Annotated in this window: 18 protein-coding genes; 10 read left to right on the top strand and 8 right to left on the bottom strand. The window is 68.6% G+C overall.

What is annotated here, in order from left to right; all coding sequences use genetic code 11:
• The first annotated feature begins 136 nt into the window (after positions 1-136).
• Positions 137-2,077 (top strand): hybrid sensor histidine kinase/response regulator, encoded by a 1,941-nt coding sequence (locus J2851_RS03610; RefSeq protein ID WP_246500393.1) that lies wholly within the window; start codon positions 137-139, stop codon positions 2,075-2,077.
• Here J2851_RS03610 and J2851_RS03605 read toward each other — a convergent pair.
• Positions 2,074-3,390: an Nramp family divalent metal transporter gene (locus tag J2851_RS03605; RefSeq protein WP_209764150.1), complete on the bottom strand. Its 1,317-nt coding sequence runs from the start codon at positions 3,388-3,390 to the stop codon at positions 2,074-2,076. The two genes, J2851_RS03610 and J2851_RS03605, sit on opposite strands and share 4 nt — an antisense overlap.
• 221 nt (positions 3,391-3,611) lie before the next feature.
• Between J2851_RS03605 and J2851_RS03600 the strand changes: the two genes are divergently transcribed.
• Positions 3,612-4,376: a crotonase/enoyl-CoA hydratase family protein gene (locus tag J2851_RS03600; protein WP_209764130.1), complete on the top strand. Its 765-nt coding sequence runs from the start codon at positions 3,612-3,614 to the stop codon at positions 4,374-4,376.
• Between the two features lie 128 nt (positions 4,377-4,504).
• Complete coding sequence (locus J2851_RS03595) at positions 4,505-4,804, top strand: FAD assembly factor SdhE (protein ID WP_209764127.1); 300 nt, start codon at positions 4,505-4,507, stop codon at positions 4,802-4,804.
• 106 nt (positions 4,805-4,910) lie between these two features.
• Here the strand turns inward: J2851_RS03595 and J2851_RS03590 are convergent, their stop codons facing one another.
• The gene (locus J2851_RS03590; RefSeq protein WP_209764126.1) at positions 4,911-5,894 is read right to left on the bottom strand and encodes a hypothetical protein; all 984 of its coding nucleotides are present in this window, start codon (positions 5,892-5,894) and stop codon (positions 4,911-4,913) included.
• Between the two features lie 399 nt (positions 5,895-6,293).
• Between J2851_RS03590 and J2851_RS03585 the strand changes: the two genes are divergently transcribed.
• The 3 genes from J2851_RS03585 to J2851_RS36485 are packed head-to-tail and all read left to right on the top strand — an operon-like array spanning position 6,294 to position 11,200.
• Positions 6,294-6,596 carry an FAD assembly factor SdhE gene (locus J2851_RS03585; protein ID WP_209764125.1) on the top strand — a complete coding sequence of 101 codons (303 nt, stop codon included), beginning with the start codon at positions 6,294-6,296 and terminating at the stop codon, positions 6,594-6,596.
• Between the two features lie 10 nt (positions 6,597-6,606).
• Positions 6,607-10,233 carry a transcription-repair coupling factor gene (mfd, locus tag J2851_RS03580; protein ID WP_209764124.1) on the top strand — a complete coding sequence of 1,209 codons (3,627 nt, stop codon included), beginning with the start codon at positions 6,607-6,609 and terminating at the stop codon, positions 10,231-10,233.
• Between the two features lies 1 nt (position 10,234).
• Positions 10,235-11,200: an ACT domain-containing protein gene (locus J2851_RS36485; protein ID WP_209764122.1), complete on the top strand. Its 966-nt coding sequence runs from the start codon at positions 10,235-10,237 to the stop codon at positions 11,198-11,200.
• Between the two features lie 193 nt (positions 11,201-11,393).
• Here J2851_RS36485 and J2851_RS03570 read toward each other — a convergent pair whose 3' ends face one another.
• A complete protein-coding gene (locus tag J2851_RS03570; protein ID WP_209764112.1) occupies positions 11,394-11,597 on the bottom strand; it encodes a hypothetical protein in 204 nt (67 codons plus the stop codon).
• Between the two features lie 284 nt (positions 11,598-11,881).
• Here J2851_RS03570 and J2851_RS03565 point away from each other — a divergent pair, with 284 nt between their 5' ends.
• On the top strand, positions 11,882-12,676 hold the full coding sequence (locus J2851_RS03565) for a Crp/Fnr family transcriptional regulator (RefSeq protein ID WP_209764110.1): 795 nt from the start codon (positions 11,882-11,884) through the stop codon (positions 12,674-12,676).
• Between the two features lie 217 nt (positions 12,677-12,893).
• Complete coding sequence (locus tag J2851_RS03560) at positions 12,894-13,337, top strand: response regulator (protein ID WP_209764108.1); 444 nt, start codon at positions 12,894-12,896, stop codon at positions 13,335-13,337.
• A gap of 7 nt (positions 13,338-13,344) precedes the next feature.
• Here J2851_RS03560 and J2851_RS03555 read toward each other — a convergent pair whose 3' ends face one another.
• Positions 13,345-14,052 (bottom strand): Crp/Fnr family transcriptional regulator, encoded by a 708-nt coding sequence (locus J2851_RS03555; RefSeq protein ID WP_209764106.1) that lies wholly within the window; start codon positions 14,050-14,052, stop codon positions 13,345-13,347.
• Between the two features lie 161 nt (positions 14,053-14,213).
• On the opposite strand from J2851_RS03555, the gene J2851_RS03550 reads away from it, so the two are divergent.
• Positions 14,214-14,639 carry a hypothetical protein gene (locus tag J2851_RS03550; protein ID WP_209764104.1) on the top strand — a complete coding sequence of 142 codons (426 nt, stop codon included), beginning with the start codon at positions 14,214-14,216 and terminating at the stop codon, positions 14,637-14,639.
• Here J2851_RS03550 and J2851_RS03545 read toward each other — a convergent pair.
• Both J2851_RS03545 and J2851_RS03540 read right to left on the bottom strand, forming a co-directional pair.
• The gene (locus tag J2851_RS03545; protein ID WP_307418919.1) at positions 14,611-15,153 is read right to left on the bottom strand and encodes an isoprenylcysteine carboxyl methyltransferase family protein; all 543 of its coding nucleotides are present in this window, start codon (positions 15,151-15,153) and stop codon (positions 14,611-14,613) included. The two genes, J2851_RS03550 and J2851_RS03545, sit on opposite strands and share 29 nt — an antisense overlap.
• Before the next feature lies 1 nt (position 15,154).
• Positions 15,155-16,183, bottom strand: coding sequence for a type III polyketide synthase (locus tag J2851_RS03540; RefSeq protein WP_246500391.1), 1,029 nt, complete (start codon positions 16,181-16,183; stop codon positions 15,155-15,157).
• A 196-nt stretch (positions 16,184-16,379) separates the two neighbouring features.
• Here J2851_RS03540 and J2851_RS03535 point away from each other — a divergent pair, with 196 nt between their 5' ends.
• Entirely contained in the window at positions 16,380-17,126 is a 747-nt protein-coding gene (locus J2851_RS03535; RefSeq protein ID WP_307418921.1) for a DUF502 domain-containing protein, read from the top strand.
• A 25-nt stretch (positions 17,127-17,151) separates the two neighbouring features.
• On the opposite strand, the gene J2851_RS03530 is transcribed toward J2851_RS03535, so the two are convergent.
• Both J2851_RS03530 and recG read right to left on the bottom strand, forming a co-directional pair.
• A complete protein-coding gene (locus J2851_RS03530; protein ID WP_209764102.1) occupies positions 17,152-18,111 on the bottom strand; it encodes a hypothetical protein in 960 nt (319 codons plus the stop codon).
• A gap of 486 nt (positions 18,112-18,597) precedes the next feature.
• Positions 18,598-20,679 carry an ATP-dependent DNA helicase RecG gene (recG, locus tag J2851_RS03525; RefSeq protein WP_209764100.1) on the bottom strand — a complete coding sequence of 694 codons (2,082 nt, stop codon included), beginning with the start codon at positions 20,677-20,679 and terminating at the stop codon, positions 18,598-18,600.
• Between the last annotated feature and the right edge of the window lie 292 nt (positions 20,680-20,971).

Here is a 20,971-nt window from a genome sequence, read left to right as displayed (position 1 = left end):
GATCGGAGTCTAAAATCCGACTAAACCAATCGGTCAATTGACCGGCAATTCCCAAAGGGGGTATTGCAACCTTTCAGGGAACCAAAGGAAGTCCGAGACATTGAGTGCCGTCCCGACCGATTCTGACTCGGAGCCCTTGCCGGAAGAGCTGCGGTTCCGGCTGCTGGTCGACAGCGTGCGCGATTACGCCATCTACATGCTCGATCCCAAGGGGATCGTGAGCAGCTGGAACGCGGGAGCGCAGCGGTTCAAGGGGTACGCCGCGGCGGAGATCATCGGGCAGCATTACTCCCGCTTCTACACCGACGAGGACCGGCAGGCCGGGTTGCCGCAGCAGAACCTCGCCATCGCCGCCACCGAGGGGCGGTTCGAGACGGAGGGGTGGCGGGTTCGCAAGGATGGCGGGCGGTTCTGGGCCAGCGTGGTCATCGACGCGATCCGCGACGAGCGCGGCCGGCTGCTGGGGTTCGGCAAGGTCACGCGCGACATCACCGACCGCAAGGCCGCGCAGGAGGCGCTGCGGCTGAGCGAGGAGCGGTTCCGGCTGCTGGTGCAGGGGGTCACGGACTACGCCATCTTCATGCTCGACCCCGGCGGGCACGTCACGAACTGGAACTCCGGCGCGCAGCGGATGAAGGGCTACAGCGCCGAGGACATCGTCGGACAGCACTTCTCCCGCTTCTACACCGAGGAGGACCGGGCCGCCGGGGTGCCGGCGCGGGCTCTGCAAACCGCGGAGCGCGAGGGGCGCATCGAGATGGAGGGGTGGCGGCTGCGCAAGGACGGCAGCCGCTTCTGGGCGAGCGTGGTCATCGACGCCATCCGCGACGACCGCGGCACGCTGATCGGCTTCGGCAAGGTCACGCGCGACATCACGGAGCGGCGGGAGGCGCAGATCGCCCTGGACGAAGCGCGCCAGGCGCTGTTCCAGGCGCAGAAGATGGAGGCGGTGGGCCAGCTGACCGGCGGCATCGCGCACGACTTCAACAACCTGCTCCAGGCCATCGGCGGAAGTCTGGAGCTGCTGGAACGGCGGCTCGCCGCCGGGCGGACGGACGTCGGGAAGTATGTGGCGGCCACGCGGTCCTCCGTGGAGCGGGCCGCCGCGCTGACGCAGCGCCTGCTCGCCTTCTCCCGCCGGCAACCGCTGAAGCCCGAGGCGGTCGACCTGAACGCGCTGGTCACCGGGATGCGCGACCTGATCGACCGCTCCGTCGGGGAGGCGGTCGAGGTGGCGCTGGAGCTGGGCGGCGGGCTGTGGACCGCCCGGGCCGATGCGAACCAGCTGGAAAACGCGCTGCTCAACCTGGCGATCAACGCGCGCGACGCCATGCCCGACGGCGGGCGGCTGACCATCGCGACGGCAAATGTGCATGTGGCCCCCGGTGATGGGAACGCGGAGCTGAAGGCCGGCGACCATGTGATGCTGGCGGTCAGCGACACCGGCGTGGGGATGCCGCCGGACGTGCTGTCCCGCGCGTTCGAGCCCTTCTTCACCACCAAGCCGATCGGCCAGGGCACCGGCCTGGGCTTGAGCCAACTCTACGGTTTCGTCCACCAGTCCGACGGGCACATCCGCATCGACAGCGAGGAAGGGCGCGGCACCACGGTCACCATCTGGCTGCCGCGCGGAAGCGGGACGGCCGCGGAAAGGCCGGAGCCCTGCGCTGTGGCGCCGCTCCCCACCGCGGCGCGCGGGACCGTGCTGGTGGTGGAGGACGAGGCGATTGTCCGCATGCTGCTGGTGGAGGCTCTGGCGGAGCAGGGCTTTACCGTGCTGGAGGCGGAGGACGGGAACGCCGCCGCGGCGATCCTCGCGTCGGCAAAGGACATCGACCTGCTGGCGACCGATGTCGGGCTGCCGGGCCTCAACGGCCGTCAACTGGCGGAGATGGCCCGCGCGCAGCGGCCGGAGCTGAAGGTGCTGTTCCTGACCGGCTACGCCTACAACGCGTCCATCGATGGGGCGTCGGTCGACAAGGCGATGCTCGGGCCGAACACGGAGCTGCTCGGCAAGCCGATCCGCATCGACGCGTTCCTCGCCAAGGTGCAGGCGATGCTGGCGCCCGGCTGCTAGCCCGCGACCACCTGCGCGACCAGCCACACATTCGCCGCGGTGATCACCGCGAAGATGCCCCAGGCGGCCAGCCGCGTCGCCCGCGCCGGGACGGCGGCGCCCATCAGGCTGCGGTCGCCGTTGAAGCGGATCAGCGGGTAGACGGCGAAGGGCAGCTGAAGGCTCAGCACGATCTGGCTGAGGACCAGCAGCGTGCCGACCCCGCGCTCCCCCAGCCACCACAGGCCGATGAAGGCCGGGATGATGGCGAGGCTGCGGGTGATCAGCCGGCGCTGCCAGCAGGGGATCTTCAGGTTCAGGAAGCCTTCCATGATCACCTGCCCCGCCACCGTGCCGGTGAAGGTGGAGCTTTGGCCGGACGCCAGCAGGGCGAAGCCGAACAACACGCTGGCAACGCCCGTGCCGACGATGGGGTCCAGCAGGTGGTAGGCGTCCTGGATCTCCGCCACGTCCTGCCCGCGGCTGTGGAAGGCCGCCGCCGCCAGGATCAGGATCGCGGCGTTGATCAGCAGGGCCAGCGCCAGGGAGATGATCGTGTCCAGCGTGGACAGGGTGATGGCCTCGCGCTTGCTGTCCGCGTCCTCCGCCACCACGCGGGTCTGCACGATGTTGGAGTGGAGGTAGAGGTTGTGCGGCATCACCGTGGCGCCGACGATGCCGACCGCCAGCCCCAGCGCGTCGGCGTTGCCCACCGCCGCGAAGGAAGGGATGAGGCCCTGGACGATGGCCGAAACGCTCGGCTGGACCAGGATCAGCTCGACCAGGAAGCAGACGCCTATGGTCGCGATCAGGCCGAGCACGATGGCCTCCAGGCTGCGGAACTTCCGCCCTTGCAGCGCCAGCACGATCACCGTATCGAGCGCCGTCAGCGCCACGCCGGCCAGGATCGGCACGCCCAGCAGAAGGTGGAAGGCCAGCGCGCTGCCCAGCACCTCCGCCAAGTCGCAGGCGATGATCGACAGCTCCGCGAAGGCCCACAGGGTCAGGCGGGTGCGCTTGCCGTAGCGGTCCTTCGACAGCTGGGCGAGGTCGCGCCCCGTGACGATGCCGAGCCGGGCGCTGAGCGTTTGCAGCACGATGGCGGCGAGGCTCGACAGCAGAACGACGAACAGCAGGTTGTAGCCGTAGCGCGACCCGGCCTCGATGTCGGTCGCCCAGTTGCCGGGGTCCATGTAGCCCACCGACACCAGCAGCCCCGGCCCGGAAAAGCGCAGCAGCTTGCGCCACAGCGGGGCGTCGGTCGGCATGGCGACGGAGCCGCGCACCTCCGACGGGCAAAAGGGCGCGGTCGCGGTTTTCGGAAGGCTGAACATCGGCAGGCTGAATCTCTGGAGGCGGGTCACGGCTCACGGGGGGATGGTGCAGCGATAGACCGTACACTGGGCGAATGCACGCGTCTTTGACGCGCGTCCGGTATTCGGCCCCGGAATCCAGGTGAATTCCGCTCACCCGAACACGCGGCGTAGTCGTTTGCCGCGGGACGGCCGTGGGCTCGACAGTGGGGGCGTTCCTTGGTTCTGCAACGGAGTGTCCCATGCCCGACCTCGTCCTGCGCACCACCGCCGGGGCCATTGCCATCCTGACCCTGAACCGGCCGGAGAAGCTGAACGCCATCAGCACCGCGCTGGCGAACGCCATGCACGCCGCGCTCGACGCGCTGGAGGCCGACGAGGCGGTGCGCGCCGTCATCGTCACCGGGGCCGGTGAGCGCGCCTTTTCCGCCGGGGCGGACATCACGGAGTTCACTCAGACCGTCCGCCAGGGGCCGGGTGCGGCCGTGCGCGCCTTCCGGCCCGGCCAGACCCTGTGCGCGCGGATCGAGGCGTTCCCAAAGCCGGTGATCGCGGCGGTGAACGGCATCTGCTTCGGCGGCGGCTGCGAGATCCTGGAGGCTTCCCACCTCGCGGTCGCCAGCGAGCGGGCGCTGTTCTCCAAGGCGGAGATCAAGCTCGGCATGATGCCGACCTTCGGGGGCACGCAGCGGCTGCCGCGCACCGCCGGGCGGAAGCGGGCGCTGGAATGGCTGCTGACGGGCGACAGTTTCCCGCCCGCAACCGCGCTGGCGATGGGTCTGGTCAACCGGGTGGTGGCACCCGACGCGCTGATGCCTGCGGCGCTGGAGTTGGCGGAGCGGATCACGCGGCACTCGCCCGAGGCCGTGGCCGGGATCCTGACCGCCGCGACGCGCGGGCTGAACCTGACCATCGGCGAAGGGCTGGCCGTGGAGACGGAGCAGTTCGCCAAGCTTGCGCCGGGTGCCGCCCTGCGCGACGGGCTGGAGGCGTGGCTGGCGCGCTGAATTCGGCCCGCTGAATTCGGCCGGCTGAATTCGATTTGCGCGGAGGGGGTCGGGCGTGCAGGATGCGCCGTGGATGTGGCTCACCCCCTCCCCTTTTGCGGGGAGTTGGGGCTTTTGGCGTGGATGGCATGACGAACGGCACCCCCGGCACCCGTACCGAATCCCTGGAGAACCGGCGCAAGCGCCTGATCTTCCGTTCCTGGCACCGCGGCATGCGGGAAATGGACCTGCTGATCGGCAGCTTCGCCGACGCCCATGTGCCGGACTTCGACCACGAGCAGCTCGACCGGTACGAGGCGCTCCTGGAACTCAGCGACCCCGATCTCTATAACTGGTATGCCGGACGCGAACCGCTGCCGGCCGAGCACGACAACGACGTGATGCGGCTGTTGATCCAGTTCCGATACACGCCGCGCATGGGATCCTGAGGCACCATCCTTGGTCAGTTTCGAACAGCTGCAACCCGGACGCGCCGGCCGCCTGCTCGTCGGCGGCGCTGGCCTTCTTTGCGGCCTCCGGGAAGCCAGGCACGGTTCAGTCACGATCCTTCAACGGGGACGTGATGCGATCCTGTGCGGACCGAAGCAGCGAAATCGCCGTTTGGCCGTTTGACGGGGCGCCCGATGCCGACGGAGCGGCAGCGGCGGCTGCCAGTTCCGTGTCCAGGAACCGCTCGGCGGGAGAGGTTCCGGCTTTTTGAGGATTGGTCGAAGAAAGCGTGACTTGGTCCGCAGACGCCGCAGGTCCCCGACCGCCCAGGGCCGTCAGATCGACGCCATCCGCGTAGCGCTTCGCCGCGTCGGTGACCATGTGCCCGGAGAAGCCAAGAGCCCGCAACTTGTTGGCAGCAGAGCCATCCTTCGCCGACAGAACGTCGCCGCCTCCATCATCGCCGAACAGATCGGAGTTCTTGAAGTTGCGAAGCATCCGGTTGATGGGGAGAGCGTCGAGATCGGTCTGTGCGGAACCGCTCACCGAACCGTTTCGGGCTTCGAAATCCTTCGTGTAGGCGTCCGCCTTCTTGAACACAGCCTCTGAACGGGCAAACGCATCCACGCTGCTGATGTCTCCCCGGCTCTCCGCATCGTTGATGGACTGGCGCTCCTTCATCACGTTTTCAAGCCCGGACATGTATTCCGCGTGCCGCTTGGACGCAGCGGCCCGGTCAGCGCTTTGCTGCGTCTCCTCGGCCGTCAGAGGCGTTTCCGCGGCGTAGCGGTCGAACACAGCCTGCTGGGCCAAGCCTCGCAAGCCCCGGACGACATCGTCCGCGCTTGCTTTGCCGGAATTGACGAAGTCCTCAAGCATGGTACGAGCCTTTGGATCGAGCTGCTCGAACAGCTTTGCAGCGACCCCGGTCAAAGCCTTGCCGAGCTTGCTCACGGATACATCGTCCGTTCCCCCGGTCACAACCATCGCCGAACCCGCCGCCCCGGATGCCGGAGCATTGACCGGTTTCCAATGGCCGGACGATACCGAAATCGTCGAGGAAAAAATCCCGTTCGTGCCGATGGACATGATCGTTGCCTCTCCAAAGGTTGGGGCTCAGCTTGAACTCGATATCATTCGTACAAATAGTAATTATCTAAGAGACTTTTGGACATTTTATTCCTGGAACGTTTACAATGAATTAACTACGATGGCTTTATCAGTGATTTGCCGCCAAATATCAGCCCTGCGATATAAATGCCTAACGCGTAGTATTGTTAATTGTTTTTGTATGAATTATTGCGCCGAAGACAATGCTTTGAACAAGATCCATCGATCATGGATCATCCGAGGCGGAGGCGCGATTCCTTGAGATGTCCCAGGGTGTTTCGGTTTGCCTCCGCGCAGTCCGCCGTGCAGGATGCGGGAGTGGATGTGAACCGCTCCGCCCTCTATCTTCCGGGGCCGGGGCCTTTGGGCGTGGATGGCATGAGCGACGAGAACACCCCGTCCGGGAGCAGCGAATCCCTGGAGAACCGGCGCAAGCGCCTGATCTTCCGTTCCTGGCACCGCGGCATGCGGGAAATGGACCTGCTGATCGGCAGTTTCGCCGACGCCCATGTGCCGGAGTTCGACCACGAGCAGCTCGACCGGTACGAGGCGCTCCTGGAACTCAGCGACCCCGATCTCTATAACTGGTACGCCGGACGCGAACCGCTGCCGGCCGAGCACGACAACGACGTGATGCGGCTGTTGATCCAGTTCCGATACACGCCGCGCATGGGATCCTGAGGCACCATCCTTGGTCAGTTTCGAACAGCTGCAACCCGGTCGCGCCGGCCGCCTGCTCGTCGGCGGCGCGCCCGAAGGCCATGACGCCCGCGTGCTCGCCGACCTCGCCAAGCGGGCGGGATCGGCGGGCGTGCTGCATGTGGCGCTCGACGACTCGCGCGCCGCCTTGCTGGCGGAGGCGCTGGCCTTCTTCGCGCCGTCGCTGGAGGTGCTGGTCTTCCCGGCCTGGGACTGCCTGCCCTACGACCGCGTGTCGCCCAACGGCGGCATCGTCGCCAAGCGCATCGACACGCTGACCCGGCTGATGGCGCGCACGGCCTCCAGCCCGCCGCTGGTCGTGCTGACCACCGTCAACGCCATGGTGCAGAAGGTGCCGCCGCGCGCCGCCTTCCGCAACGCGGTCTTCTCCGCGAAACTGCGCGACCGCATCGACCTGGAGAAGCTGCAACGGTATCTGGCCGACAACGGCTACACCCGCGCCCAGACGGTGCGGGAGCCGGGCGAGTTCGCGGTCCGGGGCGGCATCGTCGACCTGTTCCCGCCGGGCACGGAGGAGCCGCTGCGCCTCGACCTGTTCGGCGACGAGCTGGAGGCGGTGCGCAGTTTCGACCCCATGTCGCAGCGCACGACCGACAAGCGCGACGGCATCGACCTGAAGCCGATGTCGGAGGTCTTCCTGGACGAGGCGAGCATCGCCCGCTTCCGCTCCGGCTATCGCGAGCTGTTCGGCGCCATCACCGACGACGACCCGCTCTACGAGGCGATCAGCGCCGGCCGCAAGTACGGCGGCATGGAGCATTGGCTGCCCCTGTTCCACGAGAGCATGGACGCCCTGCCCGCCTACATGCCGAAGGCCATCCTGTCGCTGGACCATCAGGCGACGGAGTCGCGGGATTCGCGCATCGCGCAGGTCGTGGACTTCCACGCCAGCCGCGAAGGCATGATGACCATCGAGAAGCGGACGGGGTCGCCGGTCTACAAGCCGGTGCCGGTGGCCGCGATGTTCCTCGACGCGCAGGCCTGGGACGACATTTTCGCCGCGCAGGCCGTGGCGCAGTTGCAGCCCTTCGGCACGCCGCCGGGCATCAAGGGAACCGTCGATGCGGGCGGGCGCCGCGGCCACGACTTCGCGGAGGAGCGGGCGCGGCCGGACGTCAACGTCTTCGACGCGGTGAAGGACCACATCCGGGCGCTGCGCGCCGACGGGCGGCGCGTGCTGGTGGCGGGCTATTCCGCGGGGTCCCGCGACCGGCTGATGACGGTGCTGGGCGACCACGGCATTCCGGGGCTGGAGCCGGCGGAGAGCATCGAGGAGGTGCGCCGCTTCGACCGCAACATCATCGGCATGATCGTGCTGGGGATGGAGCACGGCTTCACCGCCGCCGACATGGCGGTGATCACCGAGCAGGACATCCTGGGCGACCGCCTCGTCCGCCCGGTGGCGAAGAAGAAGCGCAAGGCCGCGAACTTCATCGCGGAGTACACGGCGCTGACCTCGGGCGACCTCGTGGTGCACATGGACCACGGCATCGGGCGCTACGACGGGCTGGAGACGCTGGAGGTCTCCGGCGCGCCGCACGACTGCCTGCGGCTGATCTACGAGGGCGGCGACAAGCTCTACGTCCCCGTGGAGAACATCGAGGTGCTGACCCGCTACGGGTCGGAGGACGCGGCGGCACAGCTGGACAAGCTGGGCGGGGCCGGCTGGCAGGGCCGCAAGGCGCGCGTCAAGAAGCGCCTGAAGGACATGGCCGAGGCGCTGCTGAAGATCGCCGCGGAACGCATGCTGAAGAAGGCCGACCCGGTCTACACGCCGGAAGGCGTCTACCAGGAATTCTCCGCCCGCTTCCCCTACCCGGAGACCGACGACCAGCTGAAGGCCATCGAGGAGGTCTTCACCGACCTCGGCTCCGGCCGCCCCATGGACCGTCTCGTCTGCGGCGACGTCGGCTTCGGCAAGACGGAGGTGGCGCTGCGCGCCGCCTTCCTCGTCGCCATGAGCGGCCAGCAGGTCGCCGTGGTGGTGCCGACCACGCTGCTGGCCCGCCAGCACTTCAAGACCTTCACGACGCGGTTTGCGGGTTTGCCGCTGCGCGTCGTGCAGCTGTCGCGCATGGTCACGGCCAAGGAGCAGACCAAGGTCAAGCAGGAGCTGACGGAGGGCACGGCCGACATCGTGATCGGCACCCACGCGCTGCTGGGCAAGGGCGTGCAGTTCAAGCAGCTGGGCATGGTCATCGTGGACGAGGAGCAGCATTTCGGCGTGAAGCAGAAGGAGCGGCTGAAGGAACTGCGCGCCGACGTGCACGTCCTGACGCTGACCGCCACGCCGATCCCGCGCACGCTGCAGATGGCGCTGTCGGGCGTGCGGGAGCTGTCGCTGATCGCCACGCCGCCGGTGGACCGTCTGGCCGTGCGGACCTTCGTTCTGCCCTACGACCCCGTGGTGGTGCGCGAGGCGATCCTGCGCGAGCACTACCGCGGCGGCCAGACCTTCTACGTCTGCCCGCGCGTGGAGGACCTGCCCAAGGTCGCCGAGCGGGTGCGGGAGCTGGTGCCGGAGGTGAAGATCGTCACCGCCCACGGCCAGATGCCGGCCAGCGAACTGGAAGACGTGATGACCGCCTTCGACGAGGGCAAGTTCGAGGTGCTGCTGGCGACCAACATCATCGAGAGCGGCATCGACATCCCCAACGCCAACACGCTGATCGTGCACCGGGCGGACATGTTCGGTCTGGCGCAGCTGTACCAGATCCGTGGGCGCGTCGGCCGGTCGAAGGTGCGCGGCTACGCCTACCTGACCTACGCGCCGAACAAGCCGCTGACCGGCACGGCGCAACAGCGGCTGCACGTCATCGAGACGCTGGATTCCTTGGGAGCCGGCTTCCAGCTGGCCAGCCACGACATGGACATCCGCGGCGCCGGCAACCTGCTGGGCGAGGAGCAGTCGGGCCACGTCAAGGAGGTCGGCGTGGAGCTGTACCAGCACATGCTGGAGGAGGCGGTCGCCAACGCCCGCGCCGGTATGGACGGGCAGGTGCCCGCCGGTGCCGAGGAGCAGGCCTGGACCCCGCAGATCAACCTGGGCACGCCGGTGCTGATCCCGGAGGAGTATGTCCCCGACCTGACCGTGCGCCTGTCGCTCTACCGCCGCATCGCGGAGCTGGTGGACCGGGCGGAGATCGACGGCTTCGCGGCCGAGCTGATCGACCGTTTCGGCAAGCTGCCGGGCGAGGTGGAGAACCTGCTGGACGTGGTGACCATCAAGCAGTTGTGCCGGCAGGCCGGCGTGGAGCGGGTGGACGCCGGGCCGAAGGGCGCGGTGCTGACCTTCCGCAACAACACGTACGCGGAGCCGGCCAAGCTGCTGACCTACATCAGCCAGCAGATGAGCCTGATGAAGCTGCGGCCCGACCACAAGCTGGTCTACACCCGCGAATGGGCTGACGAGGCGCAGCGGGTGCGCGGCGTCAACCGGCTGGTGTCCGATCTGGCGCAGATGGCGACCGGCGGGGCCGTGCCGAAGGGCGAAGCGCCGCCCCCGCCACCGCCCCCTCCCCCGCCGCGGCCCAGCGCCTTGAAGGCCGGGTCGAAGTTCGGGCGGAACATCCCCGCGCGTCCCTTCGGGCGGCGCTGAGGTGGCGGAGAAGCCGGAAGAGGCGTCCAGGGGTCGGCTCGCCAAGGCGCTTGCCCTTGGCGACCGGCGCAGCTTCGGCGACGCGCCGACGGTGGCGGAGGCCGTGGCCGCCGATCCGGCACGGATGCCGGAACTGGTCGGCTGCCTGTTCGACGCGGACGCCGGCGTGCGCATGCGCGCGGCGGACGCGCTGGAACGCGTGTCGCGCGGCGACCCGCGCCTGCTCGATCCCTTCGCGGAGCGCCTGTTGACCGACGCCGCGGCCATCGAGCAGGCGGAGGTGCGCTGGCACGTCGCCCAGATCCTGCCGCGCCTGTCCCTGACGGAGGAGCAGCGCGAGCGGGCCGTGGAACTGCTGGGCGGCTGGTTCGAGCATGGCTCCGCCCGCATCGTGCAGACCTCCGCCTTGCAGGCGATGGTCGACCTTGCGGCGGACGACCCGGCGCTGCGCCCGGTCGCGGCCGACATGCTGGGCCGGGCCATGCGCTCCGGCGTGCCGTCGCTGATGGGGCGGGCCAAGCGCATCCTGAAGCCGTTCGAGGTCGATCGCGCGACGCTGGACGCGGCGCTGCTGCCGGAAACGAAGCCGCTGACCTTGTCGGTGCTGCCGGACCGGCTGGCGGTGGCGCGCCTGTCGCCGGGTGCCGGGATGCCGGGCTGGCTCGACTGGACCGACCCGCTGGTCAGCGCCACCCGGACGGGCGAGGAGCTGTCGATCCTCTGCCGCGAGGATCGCGTGCCGGAGGCGGTGACGGCGGAACGCGGCTGGCGGGCCTTCAAGGTGGAAGGGCCGCTGGACTTCTCCCTGTTCGGCGTCCTGGCGCGCATCGCCGTTCCGCTGGCGCAGGAACGGGTGTCGATCTTCGCGATCTCCACCTACGACACCGACTTTGTGCTGGTGCGCGACGACGATCTGGCGCGCGCGGTGGACGCGCTGAAGCGCGTGTGCACGGTGGTGGAGGGATAGGGGGAGTTGGTGGGGGGGTGCGTTGGGGTGGTGAGTGGTCGCGCCGGGCCCCCACCCTAACCCTCCCCCACCTTCGGCGAGGGAGGGGATTGGCTCCTCCCCCCGCGAAGTGGGGGGAGGTTGGGAGGGGGGCCCAGCGCAACCACTCACCAGCCCAACGCGACCACTCACCAACCCAACACAACCACTCCCCCTACGACCCCCGCAGCGTCCGCGGCTCCGCAGCGTCCGCGGCGTTCAGCTGCACGATCAGCCGTTCCACGATCTGCACCACGAGGTGGTGGAAATGGGGGTCGTCGGCCCTCATCTCCGCCCCCTGGTGGGCGGCCGCCGCATCCTCCAGCGCGGCCTGCGCCTCTTCCAGCGTCAGGACGCCTTTTTCTACAAGCGCGAGCAACAACGCTTCGCAAATCGAAAGCGCAGCCGTACCCGCGGCTTGCTGTTGAACCGCCATCTTCAACCCCCGCCCGCTGTCGGCGGCCGTCCCATCGGCCACCGGCGCCCTACCAACAGGATCGAGTAAGAACCATCCCGATGGCCGAGGAAAAATCTCTCTCCCCTTAACCTATGTTATAGATGGTTTCGCCAATTGGCTCGATCGTTCGTGGCTCTACGGAATGGGACTGGCCCATTCCCGCGCTTCGACGCGAAAATGTCGGACGATCAAAGGCTGGATAAGAAATGAACCGCCCCTTGGCCTACACGCCTTCAACTCCCTTGGGGCGCAAACTTTGCAGCTACATGGTCCTAACGGACGAAGAGCGCAATTTTTTGTCGGAGCTCGAGCGGAATGTTACGAAATTGCCGGCTCGGGCGGATCTATTACAACAGGGCGAACGCTATGGCACCGTCCGCGTCATGCGCGACGGTTGGGCCATTCGTCATAAGGCGCTGCCCGACGGCCGGCGTCAAGTTGTGAACTTCGTCCTTCCCGGCGATATCATCGGATTCTATTGCAACCTATTCGAGACGGCCGACCACGGGGTCACGACGCTGACGTCGGTGGAGGTCGCCAGCTTCGCCCCGGACCGCATCTTCGAGCTGTTCAAGCGCTTTCCGCGGCTCGCCGCGGCGCTCGCCTGGTCGGGCGCCAAGGAGGAGGCGATCATCGCCGAACGCCTGCTGAGCGTCGGGCGCCGGACCGCGCTGGAGCGGACGGCGCACCTGATCGTGGAGTTGCTGAAGCGGCTGAGCCTGGTCGGGCTGGCCGATGGCGGGCGCTTCATCCTGCCGGTCACCCAGGAAATCCTGGCCGACGCGCTGGGGCTCAGCATCGTCCACATCAACCGCACCTTGCGCCGGCTGCGCGACATAGGGCTGATCGAGGTCGCCGGGCAGCAGATCACCGTCAACGACGACAAGCAGCTGTCGTCGGTCGGCCAGTTCGACGAGCTGTACCTGCACCTGATCCGCGCGCCGAAGCGGCTGGAGCATGCGCTGGACCAGGCGCCCGACCGGAGCCGCGCGATGCCGTGACGGTGGAGGGGGCAAAGAAGGCGCATTTACCTCGAAACCCAACCCATTAACATAGGACAATGCGGATAAGGGTTCGGCCAAGCTATGGTTGTCCGGCTTTCATGGCCGGCAGGGGCGTGGACCGCCCGGACACTTCGGTTCCACGCCCTGCTTCGGTCGTTCGGGCTCCGGGTGCCGCGGCGTGCGGCACCCGCCATCGATCGGATGCGCCGCCACCATGTCGAATGACCGTTCCAACGACCAAGAGCCGGGCGTCGGCCACAGCGGCCCGGGGAACGCCCCTGGGGGCGTGACGGTCGCCTTCCTGGAAGACGACATGGTCCTGCGGCTGTGCGTCGAGACGGTGTTCGAGGACAGCGGCATCCGGATCGTGGGGGCGAGCACGCCGACGGCCTTGCTGGACGCCCTGCGCGCGCGGAATCTGGCGCCGGACATCCTGGTCACCGACCACCATGTCGGGGGGCACGGCGTCGTCCCGGTGTCCGTCCCAAAGGTGCTGGCGGCCATCGGACGCCCGATCCCGGTGATCGTGACGACCGGCGACGAATCCCTGGCGACCAAGGCCGAGATCCGGCGGGGCGGCTGGCATTTCCTCAGCAAGCCCTACGATCCGGAAACGCTTCAGGCGTTGATCCACTCGGCGTTGCTGGGCGAAGGCTGAAGGCGCCTCAGGCCCCGCCGCGCACATCCTCCACCAGCTGTTCCAGCCGCGCGACGTCGCGCACCACCAGGGCGTCGGGGCGGCGCTCCACCAGCCCTTCGCGGGACAGGTCGCTCAAGACGCGCGCCACCGTTTCCCGCGTGGTGCTGACCCGGCTGGCGATGTCGGCGTGGACGGGGATGGGCGCGATGACCGCCGCCCCGCCCTCCGCCCGGCCGCGCTTGGCCAGCCGCAGAAGCTCCGCGTGCACCCGGTTGTTGGCGCCGAGCGTGGACAGCTCCATCACCCGGTCGGTGGTCAGCCGGACGACCCGGCACAGCCGCTTCATCACCGCGATCGCCAGATCCGGATGGCCGGTGACGAGGTCGCGGAAGGGCTTCGGCGCCAGGAAGGCGATCAGCGTCCCGTCCTCCACCGCCGCGACGGAGGCCGAGCGCGGCAGCCCGTCGATGGCCGCCATCTCTCCCAGGAAACCGCCGGCGTCCACGTCGTCGAAGCTGATCTCCCGCCCCGCGGCGGAATGGCTGAGCACCCGCACGCGGCCGGCGGCGATGAAGATCACGTCCCGCGTCTCGCCCAGATGGTCGATGATCTGCTCGTTCGCCTGGAAGCGGCGCCAGCGGCACTGGCGCGCCAGGGCGGCGCGCTCCTCCGGCGGCAGGGGGCGCAGGAGGTCGATCCCGTCCAGCGAGGCGGCGCCAGCGTCGGATGCCACGGCCTTCGATCCTCCCCTTCCGGTCACCGGTCCAAACGGATAGCGCACATTACCGTGGCTGCGCAAAGGGGTAATGGCCCGATCCGAACGGGTATCGCTAACGTCCCGTTAACCCTGAAAGCGGAGAACGGAACCACGCGCCACCGGAACCGAGACCGACCATGACCTTCCTGAACCCCAACGGCCCGACCACCAATGGCACTGCTGGCGGCCTGATCCCCAACGCCCGCCGGGTCGACGGCCAGCGCCTGCTGTCGGTCGTCGCCATCCCCTTCGCGGCCGCCATCGCCATGGCCACGGCCGTCGCCGGAATCGGCGGCGTGACCGACCCGATCGCCGAGGCCGGCGGCGCCATGGCCTTCGTCCTGGGGTTCGTGAAGTTCTGCTACCTCGCCGTCTCCATGGCCCATCTGTCGGGCGCCATCGCGGAGCGCACCACCGGCGGCCTGCCCGCCGGCCTGTGGCTGGACGAGATCGACCAGCCGGAGCCGCTGACCAAGGAAACCTTCTGGCACGCCTTCCCCAACCACCTGGACGGCGCCGCCATCGCCGGCTGCGTCACGCTGCTCTGCTTCCTGCTGGCGTGATCGCCCGGCGCCCGGTCAGCGCGGCCTCCTCCACACGGATGCGGTGCAGGGTCAGCGGGACGTTCAGGACCGTCGCCAGCACCGCGATCCACCACTCCCCGAAGACGAGCGGCAGCACGGCCAGTTCCCCCGCCACCACCAGATAGTTGGGGTGGTGCACCCAGCGGAACGGACCCCGCCGCACCAGCGGCGCCCCCGGCAGGGTGATGATCCGCGTGGTCCAGAAGCGGCCGAGCGTGGCGATCACCCAGACCCGCCCGGCCTGCAACGCCACGAACAGGGCCAGCAGCCACCCGTTCACCGGCGCGTCGGCCGGAGTCGCCACGAACAGCAGGACCAGCCAGCCGGCGTGCAGGGCGACGAACAGCGGGTAATGGGCCGCCCCGACCTCGCGCGCGCCCTCGGCCAGCAGGCGTGCGGTGTTCCGCCGGGCCAGGGCCAATTCGGCCAGCCGCTGCGCGGCGACCAGCAGAAGAATCACCTGCGGCCAGCCGGTCATCTCCCAGACGGACACGTTACAACTCCACCAGGGCCAGGGCGGCGGTGAAGCCCGGCCCGAGCGCGCTCATCAGGTGCGGGCCGGTCGCGCCCGCGGCCAGGCGCCGCTCCAGCACGAACATCACGCTCGCCGCCGACATGTTGCCGCAGGAGCGCAGCACCGCCCAGGCGTCGGCCAGCCCGTCCGTCACCGGGTCGAAGACCGCCTCCAGCGCGTGCAGCACCTTGGCGCCGCCGGGGTGGCAGACCAGCCCGGCGAGGTCGGTGCGCGCCATGCCCTGCCCGTCCAGGAAGCGCTCCACCACCGGACCGAGGCGGGCGCTGATCACGGTGGGGATGTCCTGGCTGAAGATCACGCCGAAGCCGTCGTCCTCCACCCGCCAGCCCATGACGTCGCGGGTGCCCGGCCAGGTGTGCTCCGCGCTCGCCCGCAAGCGGGGGCCGCCGGTTTCATCGTCCGCCCGCAGGACGGCGGCGGCGGCGCCGTCGGCGAACAGCGCGCTGGCGACCACGTTGGTCGGCGTCGCCTCCCCCGTGCGACAGGCGAGCGTGCACAGCTCCACCACCAGGAACAGGACGGTGCGGCCGGCCATCGCCTGGGCGATCTGCCCGGCGCGCGCGAGGCCCAGCACGCCCCCGGCGCAGCCGAGGCCGAACAGCGGCAGGCGGACCGTGTCGGGACGGAAGCCCATGCGCTCCAGCAGCAGGGCCTCCAGGCTCGGCGTGGCGATGCCGGTGGTGGAGGCGCAGACGATGGCGTCCACGTCCTCGGGCTTCAGCCCGGCGCGGTTCAGGGCCGTGCCGGCGGCCTCCTCCAGCAGGGCGAGCGCGCCCTCCCGGAAGGCGGCGGTGCGCTCCGGCCAGCCGCGCGGCTGGGTATACCACTCCATGGGCATCACGGCGTGGCGCGTCTCGATGCCGGTGTTGGCGAAGACCGGCGCCAGCCGGTCGAAATCGCGCATGCGGGGACCGAACACGGCCCGCGCGGCGGCCAGCGTGTCGTTCTGGTCGAGACGGTGCGGCGGCAGCGCCGTGGCAACCGACAATATGCGAGGGCTTTGGGTCATCGCCATGGATGTATGGCCGCGGCCGGCCCCGGCCCACTCCCCCGGACGGAGTTCCATCCGATGCGCCACGCTTCCGCCGGACGTCCACCGATTGAAACGGATTGAGCGGGACGCCGGTCCTGGGCCACAATGGTGTGCAGCGCCATGAACGGGCAGCGTTTTTCGGGAGCGGAGCGTGGACGGGACCGAGCAGGACAGCGGTGCGGCCGACAACAGCGCGGCGCCCAGCAGCGTGGCTCCCCGCCCGCCGCGGCGCGAGGGCATCGGGCTGATGGGACGGCTGCGCGCCTATTTCCTGGCCGGCGTGCTGGTCACCGCCCCGATCGCGGTGACGATTTACATCGGCTGGTGGTTCCTGTCCTTCATCGACGGGCACATCCGCCCGCTGATCCCCGCGGCCTACAACCCGGAAAATTACCTGCCCTTCTCCATCCCCGGCATCGGCGTGGTGACTCTGATCGTCGCGCTGACGCTGATCGGTGCCTTCACCGCCGGCTATGTCGGGCGCCTCGTCGTGCGCATGGGCGAAGGGGCCGTGGGGCGGATGCCGGTCGTGCGTTCCGTCTACGGCGCCGTGAAGCAGATCGTCGAGACGGTCGTCGCCAAGAAGTCCAACGCCTTCCGCGAGGTGGTGCTGGTGGAGTACCCGCGGCTCGGCGTCTGGTCGCTGGGCTTCATCACCGGCGCCGCCCACCCGGAGGTGCAGAAGGTCAGCGCGGAGGCGATGGTCCACGTCTTCATCCCCTGCGCCCCGCCGACCGCCGGCTACCTGCTGATGGTGCCGCGGCGCGAGGTCACCGTGCTGGACATGACGGTCGAGGACGGGCTGAAGATGGTGATGAGCGGCGGCATCGTCAGCCCGCCGGAACGGAAGCTGCGCGAGGTGAAGGGGGCGGTGGTTCAGGAGAAGATCAGGGCGTGAGTCGATGTGCCCCTGCCATGTCCATTCAGTACCGAACCCGGACCTCCTTCATGTAGCGGCTCATCTCTTCGGATATGCCTGCGGATTTCTCAAGATCCCGCCGAAGCTCCGGATTTGCGGCCAATATGCTGGCCCGGTCGCCGACCATGTCGGCACCCTCCTTCATCGGCGGGACCCGAATCGGTTGGACCAGGGCATCGTTTAACGAGAATTCCCGGTCCTTGGCGACGGTGGTGGCGTGGGGCAGATCGGCACGTTCCGCGATGATGGATGCAGCATCGCGCTCCCCAAGGGCGCGCACGCCCCGGTCGATGGCGGACAGGTCAACTCCGGCCGCTTTCAATTTGTAAACCGCGTCGACTTCCTTGCGGGTCGTGTTCAACCGCGAGTCTTCAAAATCGACGCCGCCGAACGGGTCCATGATGTACCGCTTCATGCCAGAGCGATCGCGCAGCAATTTGGGGTTTGCATCCGACGCCACGAGCTGCTGGGAAAGGTTGGCATAGTCCGCGGAACTGCCTTGCCCCGCACCGTCCAGCGCGGACAGCTTCTTCATGAGTTCCGCCCGCTTCTCGGTGGTGGCACGCAACGCATTCTGAAAGTCGCCACGGTTGGTATTTTCGTTGAAGAACAGATCCGCGTTATCGTTGTGCGCCATGCGGAAGGTGGCTGAGTAAGCGCTCCGGCGCGCTTCCTTGACCCGCTGTTTCAAGGCGTTGTGCACGTCTTCCCCGGACAGCGCCCCGCTGTCCACCAGCGAGGAGAGTTGGGTGCGCGTTTCTGAAGACAATGCATTGAACGCAGTCAGCGACTCGTCGTGCAGGGACGAAGCCAGAGGGCTCAACGACACGCTGTCCTTGACCCCGGCTTCCTTGCTGGCCTGAACCGCTGTTCCGGTGGCCGACAGGGATTGCGATGAGGACGAAGACGGCACCAGTCGCTGCGCCGAGCCGCTGGCCAGGGGAGATGCATCGGATATGTTCATGACGACGATCTCTGCCTCCAGCCGTTGTATTCAAGGTCCTGCTTCGACGCACTCTACGGCGGACTCTTTCAAATCGTTCATTGGAAATATTGTCGCAGTCCTTAGCGCATTAATTAGATACCGAAGTATTGTGGTGCTTTTGTATTGAGATTGGAAAGCGCCTGTTCAGCGCCGACCTCCTCGGACCACGACGTACCGAGCGGGGTTTCTCCCACGCCTGGGCGTCTGGTCGCTGGGATTCATCACCGGCTCCGCCCACCCGCGGCATCGTGGTCGCGCCGGGCCCCCTCCCTAACCACGGTCGCTCGCAAGTCTCGCGACCGCGCGCCGCCTACGATCGCCTTCGGCGCTCGTCCGGCCTTCGGCCGTCGGCTCTGCGCCCCCACCTTCGGCGAGGGAGGGGACTGCCGCCGCTCCGTCGACAAGCCCCTCCCCCCGCGAAGTGGGGGGAGGTTGGGAGGGGGGTCCAACGCGAGAACTTCCCCCTCACCCCGACCGCAGCGTCTTCGCCGCGGCATCCCGCGCGAACAAATACAGCAACGTGCGCAGGGCTTGGCCGCGGGGGCTGGCGAGGTCGGGGTCGCGGTCGACGATCAGCTTGGCGTCGTCGCGGGCGGCGGCCAGAAGCTCACCGTGGACGGTCAGGTCGGCCATGCGGAACTCCGGCAGGCCGGACTGGCGGGTGCCCAGAACCTCGCCGGCGCCACGCAGGCGCAGGTCCTCCTCGGCGATGACGAAGCCGTCCTCGGTGTCGCGCATGGTCTTCAGGCGGGCGCGCGCCGTCTCGGTCAGCTGCGGGTCGAACATCAGCAGGCAGGTGGAGGGCTTGTCGCCGCGCCCCACCCGGCCGCGCAGCTGGTGCAGCTGGGCGAGGCCGAAGCGCTCCGCGTGCTCGATCACCATGACGGTCGCCTCGGGCACGTTCACGCCGACCTCGATGACCGTGGTGGCGACCAGCACGTCCAGCTCGCCGGCGGCGAAGGCGGCCATCACCGCGTCCTTGTCGGGCCCGCGCATCTTGCCGTGCACCAGCCCGACCCGGTCGCCGAAGGTGGCGCGCAGGAAGGCGTGCCGCTCCGTCACCGCGGCGAGGTCGGTCTGCTCCGACTCCTCGACCAGCGGGCAGACCCAGTAGGCGCGCGCCCCCTCCTGCACCTTGCGGTGGATGCCGTTGACGACGTCCTCCAGCCGGTCGAGCGCGATGGTCACGGTCTGGATCGGCTTGCGCCCGGCCGGCTTCTCGGTCAGGCGGGACACGTCCATGTCGCCGTAGGCGGTCAGCGTCAGGGTGCGCGGGATCGGCGTGGCGGTCATCACCAGCACATCCACCGCCCGCCCCTTGGTCGAGAGCTGGAGCCGCTGGTGGACGCCGAAGCGGTGCTGCTCGTCGATCACGGCGAGCGCCAGATCCTTGAAGGCCACGTCCTCCTGGAAGATGGCGTGGGTGCCGACGAGCAGCGGCAGCTCGCCGGAGGCCAGTCGGTCGAGCACCGCCTGCCGCGCCTTGCCCTTGTCGCGCCCGGTCAGCAGCGCGATGTCCACCCCGGCCGCCTTGCACAGCGGGGCGAGGCTTTCCGCGTGCTGGCGCGCCAGGATTTCGGTCGGGGCCATCAGCGCGGCCTGGTGACCGGCCTCCACGGCGTTCAGCATGGCCATGAGGGCCACCACCGTCTTGCCGCTGCCGACGTCGCCCTGGAGCAGGCGCAGCATGCGCCGCTCCGCCGCCATGTCGGCGTAAATCTCCTCCAGCGCGCCGGCCTGGGAGTTGGTCAGGGCGAAGGGCAGCGCCTTGGCGACCATGGCGCGCAGACGGCCGTCGCCCTGGATGACGCGGCCGGACAGGCGGCGCTGCTGCATGCGGACCAGGGTCAAGGCCAGTTGGTTGGACAGAAGCTCGTCGTAGGCGAGCCGGGTCCGAATTGGGGACGTGGGGGCGAGGTCGCCCTCGTCCTCCGGCGTGTGGGCGCGGAGGATGGCCTCGTGCCAGGCGGGCCAGCCGTTCTTGGCGCGCCACGCCGCGTCCTGCCATTCCGGCAGCTCCGGCACGTCGGCCAGCATGGCGCGCACGGCCTTGCGCAGGGTCTTGGCCGGCAGGCCGGCGGTCATCGGGTAGACGGGCTCGATCGCCTCGATCTCGTCCTTCGATTCGACGGGGACGACGGCGTCGGGATGGGTGATCTGCGGCGTGTCGTGGAACCATTCGACCTTGCCGGACACCACCACCGTCTTGCCGACCGGCATCTGCCGTTCCAGCCAGTCGCCCTTCACGTGGAAATAGATCAGTTCCAGCACCCCAGTCTCGTCGGTGCAGCGGACCTTGTAGGGATGGCGCGGGTTGAGCGGGGCGGCGTGCGAATCCACACGCACGGTCAGGGTGGCGATGCGCCCGTTCGGCGCCTGGGCGATCTTCGGCGCGAAGCGGCGGTCGATGACGCCCGACGGCAGGTGCCAGAGCAGGTCGACGACATGCTCGCCGGCCAGCTTCTCGACCAGCTTGCCGAGCCGCGGGCCGAGGCCGGGGAGCGCCGTCACCGGCTTGAACAGGGGGAAGAGGACGACGGGACGCACGGGGGGTTGGTCTCGCAGGCGGGATACGGGGCCGGAGCCCATTCAATCCCGCCGGCAGGGGTCCGCGTCAAGTCCGGCGGCAGCTTGGCCACCGTGGAAAAGGTGGCGTGGAAAAAGTGGCGTGGAAAAGATTGTGCTGGAAAGGTGGCGGGGCGTGAGGGAGCGGGGAAGCCAGGGGTGCGGGGGACGCAATAACCCAAAGCCTTATTCCTCACGCCCCGCCTCAGGGTCCGATCCGGCGGGTATGCGGGAGAGACCGGATCGGTAGGCCGGCGGCGGGAACCGCCGGTGG

It is taken from the genome of Azospirillum rugosum, assembly GCF_017876155.1.
Lineage (GTDB): Bacteria > Pseudomonadota > Alphaproteobacteria > Azospirillales > Azospirillaceae > Azospirillum > Azospirillum rugosum.
This window is presented reverse-complemented; position numbering and strand designations above follow the sequence as displayed.

Coding starts and splice junctions, on each gene's coding strand:
- J2851_RS03605 (WP_209764150.1), bottom strand. CDS start 3,390: ATGTTCAGCCTTCCGAAAACCGCGACCGCGCCCTTTTGCCCGTCGGAG.
- J2851_RS03600 (WP_209764130.1), top strand. CDS start 3,612: ATGCCCGACCTCGTCCTGCGCACCACCGCCGGGGCCATTGCCATCCTG.
- J2851_RS03595 (WP_209764127.1), top strand. CDS start 4,505: ATGACGAACGGCACCCCCGGCACCCGTACCGAATCCCTGGAGAACCGG.
- J2851_RS03590 (WP_209764126.1), bottom strand. CDS start 5,894: ATGTCCATCGGCACGAACGGGATTTTTTCCTCGACGATTTCGGTATCG.
- J2851_RS03585 (WP_209764125.1), top strand. CDS start 6,294: ATGAGCGACGAGAACACCCCGTCCGGGAGCAGCGAATCCCTGGAGAAC.
- J2851_RS03565 (WP_209764110.1), top strand. CDS start 11,882: ATGAACCGCCCCTTGGCCTACACGCCTTCAACTCCCTTGGGGCGCAAA.
- J2851_RS03560 (WP_209764108.1), top strand. CDS start 12,894: ATGTCGAATGACCGTTCCAACGACCAAGAGCCGGGCGTCGGCCACAGC.
- J2851_RS03550 (WP_209764104.1), top strand. CDS start 14,214: ATGACCTTCCTGAACCCCAACGGCCCGACCACCAATGGCACTGCTGGC.
- J2851_RS03530 (WP_209764102.1), bottom strand. CDS start 18,111: ATGAACATATCCGATGCATCTCCCCTGGCCAGCGGCTCGGCGCAGCGA.